Source organism: Magnetococcales bacterium (assembly GCA_015231925.1).
In the GTDB taxonomy this organism is placed as follows: Bacteria; Pseudomonadota; Magnetococcia; order Magnetococcales; family JADGAQ01; genus JADGAQ01.
The window spans coordinates 1-3024 of the sequence record JADGAQ010000312.1; the positions used below are offsets into that span (position 1 = coordinate 1).

Annotated in this window: 3 protein-coding genes; 1 reads left to right on the top strand and 2 read right to left on the bottom strand. The window is 53.3% G+C overall.

All coding sequences use genetic code 11. The features are described from left to right. Positions 1-87: 87 nt before the first annotated feature. Positions 88-498, bottom strand: coding sequence for a hypothetical protein (locus HQL56_19230; protein ID MBF0311650.1), 411 nt, complete (start codon positions 496-498; stop codon positions 88-90). Between the two features lie 383 nt (positions 499-881). Here HQL56_19230 and HQL56_19235 point away from each other — a divergent pair, with 383 nt between their 5' ends. Then, positions 882-1106 (top strand): DUF1640 domain-containing protein, encoded by a 225-nt coding sequence (locus HQL56_19235; protein MBF0311651.1) that lies wholly within the window; start codon positions 882-884, stop codon positions 1104-1106. A 693-nt stretch (positions 1107-1799) separates the two neighbouring features. On the opposite strand, the gene HQL56_19240 is transcribed toward HQL56_19235, so the two are convergent. Further along, positions 1800-2747 (bottom strand): Rpn family recombination-promoting nuclease/putative transposase, encoded by a 948-nt coding sequence (locus HQL56_19240; protein ID MBF0311652.1) that lies wholly within the window; start codon positions 2745-2747, stop codon positions 1800-1802. Positions 2748-3024 lie beyond the last annotated feature (277 nt).

A 3024-nucleotide genomic window follows, 5' to 3' on the forward strand; every position in this document is an offset into this window, starting at 1 on the left:
TTGATGCCGTGGCACACTGATGCCGTTTTTGGAGCGGGGCGGACCATACCATTAAATCACTGCGGACCTTCCGCCAGGGGAGCGTTCTCATGGCCGGGACTCCTTGGCGGCGGCAACCATGGATTCCGAGGCGTCATTTGCAAGGTCAATTGATTCACCGATCACGGCCAGGATTTCAACAAGTCCGTCCATTTCCGGCCTGTAAAGCGTGACTTGAGGCAGGAAGCCGCCGGGATCGTCGCGTTGTTGCTCAAAAGCGGTTCGGCTCAACTCGCTGAAGACGAAATGCAGAAATGTTGCGGCGCCTTTCGCTCTTCGGACATATCCGGCAAAGGCGTCCGAGGGATTGCTGTGGAAGTGCCATGATCGAAACGCCGGGTCAAAAAGGTCTTTGTGGCCTGTCGGCGGGGTGGAATGGGTTTTCCACGCTTCAGGTGGACGGGGTGGTTCTGGCGATTGAAGGTTGCTGGTGCCGGACGTGGTACGGGGGTTGCTCATAATGGGTGACTCCGTTGGCTGATGACGTTGCCGGAGTCGTGGACGGTTACGAAGCGGCCAGACTCCGGGGGTTCGTAACCCCACCAACGGTTGGGTGATTCCCTTTTGGCCTTTCGGCTTGGACATGGGGAATCCCCCCGGAGCATGGCGCTATTCAATGCTGGGAGTTGCACCAAGCTGGAAAGCAGGCACAAAAAAACGCCATTCTGTCGGTGGCGGTGGTCCGCCGTTGGTTGTGGAGGTTACGAATCTCCTGTCCAAAATCGTGCGGCAATAGCCAAGGAGAGTAAACGGGAAACTTGCGGCAACTGAAAAAAAATTCCAAGGGGGTGATTTTTTGTGGTAGGGTGGAATGGAGATCAATTTTCACTTGGAGAGCAACCATGGCCACAGTCACTTTTGACTCCCTGGAATTGGTGGATCGTCTCAAAGCTGCCGGGTTCCAAGCCGAACAAGCGGAGGAGGTAATTCGCGTCATCGCCACAGCACAAAACGAACTCGTCACAAAACGCGACCTTCAAGTTGAACTGGCTCCTCTCAAGTGGGGTGCAGCCATCACCGTTGGCGGCGTCATCACGCTCATTCTGAAATCCTTCCTGCCGCACTGATCCCCCCTGCTGTTCTCAACAGAAAAACACCACCACCACCACGCCACCCCTGACGATGGGGAGGGGTTGGGGTAGGTATTCTCTCTCTCTGTTCTGTATCTGCTGCGTTTCATGTAACGGGGTGAAACGGTTCCTGTAACGGTTCCTGCCAGGGTGAATCTCTTCCTTGGAGGGAATCGGCATCTTGGGTGCATGTGTGACCGCCAGGGGGTGGTACTAAACACCTCTCCCTTGACGTTGGAGGATCGAGGAATCCGTGGAGGCATCACCCCCTGGCGGGAGAATCCAGGCATGTCAGGGATTTGACCGGATCGGGAATTTTTTTCGGTTGATTGCTATTTGATTGCTGGAACAAAAACGGCCACCTTGAGAGTGGCCGTAAATGTTTGATTTAATTGGTGGAGCATGTGATACACCGTCAAACTCATTCTCTGTGACGTATTGTAACGAGCAAAAAGTAAGCTGGAGAAATCGTTCGAAGGTGCCCTTGGTGACCAATTGACGCAGTGTACGTCAATCATCCTGATCTACAAAGGCTTGTCCGTGGTGCGTCGAAATTTTTCCTCTGCGTCATCGGATAGCTGTGGACCCGCCTTTTCGATTCCCGCTTGGAGAGCAATGGACGTCTCGTCAAACTTTTCGAACGTAAACGGAGAAACGGAGAATCGGAGAATTTGGAGGGCATTTTTTCGATCAATGCCGGTCGGCGAATACCTCGTCCACGGAGTTGGCGAATAGGACGTTTTCGCTCCATGCTTCAATCTCTTCCAAGTTCGCCGCCATCACCTTCTCGGTTACCCAGTCTGGTGTCTGGCTAAATTTGCAGCGCATCAGCTTCAAGAGTATTGAAGCGGCTTCTTCCTGGCGGCCTTGGTCCATCCACGGTTTGACCCACTCTTGAACGCTCTCGGCTAACATGGTATCCACCTCATATAAATCTGTTATTTCTGGAATATCGTCCTTCGGCAGACGCTTGGGTAGCAATACCCGCCTCAACCATATGGCGAATGCCCGTCGCAGGCTGATTTGCTCAGGTGCCTTTAACCATTCCTGCAGTGTCCTGACCAGTTCTCGAACCGTCTCAACGGACCGGCTCTTCTCCAGGCGGAACAGGACCGCCGCCAAATTACGCAGAGACTCCAGTTCTGATTCCGCCATACTCACCACGTCCAGTACCAAATACCGCATACGAACCTGATAGACGTCCAAGCCGGGAACTGGAACAATCATCTCGTTGACATCAAGCGGAACATCCCACCTTTGCTTTCCAGTATACACCACAACCGGCAGGATGGGGGGTAATTTTTTGTCCGGCAACTGTTTTGCCCGGCGCAAATCCTGGTACAGAGAGAACATGTAGTCTCCCACCCGCAGGGGCATGAAATTGTCTTTAGATGACTGAAACTCCAGCAGAATATAGACATATAGCCAGACATCGCCAAAGCGCAGCCGCCAGATGACATCATCCTCCCGATCACGGAATTCGTCACCGACAAAGAGGCCATTCACTTTTTCCAGAGTAGAAAAGTCGAGACGCGAAACCCAGGCCCCCTGAACGAAACCGAGGATCAGATCCCGCACCATCTCTGGATGGGAAAAAAGCAGTTTGTAGCTGGAGTCGTTGTCAAGTCTGTTCGACATACTGTCCCTCCGGCTGTATCGCCTGATGCCATGGACGGTTGAATGCGAGGCATTCTGGGCTGGTTCCGCATGAATCGCAAGGGACTGTTCAGCTGGTCCGCTCCTGAATGACTTCCAGCAACCGCTTCTTTTTAACCGGCTTGCTCAGGTACAGATCGCAAACCGGCGTTCCTACCGCGACCAGAGGGCAGCCAAGTGACCTTCGATTTTGGGTGAAAATTTTGGCTCCTCGCTGTTTCACGTGGGTAGGGTGTGATAATATGGGCGCTTTGGCAGC

Bases quoted from the DNA above. Each gene is read 5' to 3' on its own strand.
- HQL56_19240 (MBF0311652.1), bottom strand. From the start codon at position 2,747: ATGTCGAACAGACTTGACAACGACTCCAGCTACAAACTGCTTTTTTCC.
- HQL56_19230 (MBF0311650.1), bottom strand. From the start codon at position 498: ATGAGCAACCCCCGTACCACGTCCGGCACCAGCAACCTTCAATCGCCA.
- HQL56_19235 (MBF0311651.1), top strand. From the start codon at position 882: ATGGCCACAGTCACTTTTGACTCCCTGGAATTGGTGGATCGTCTCAAA.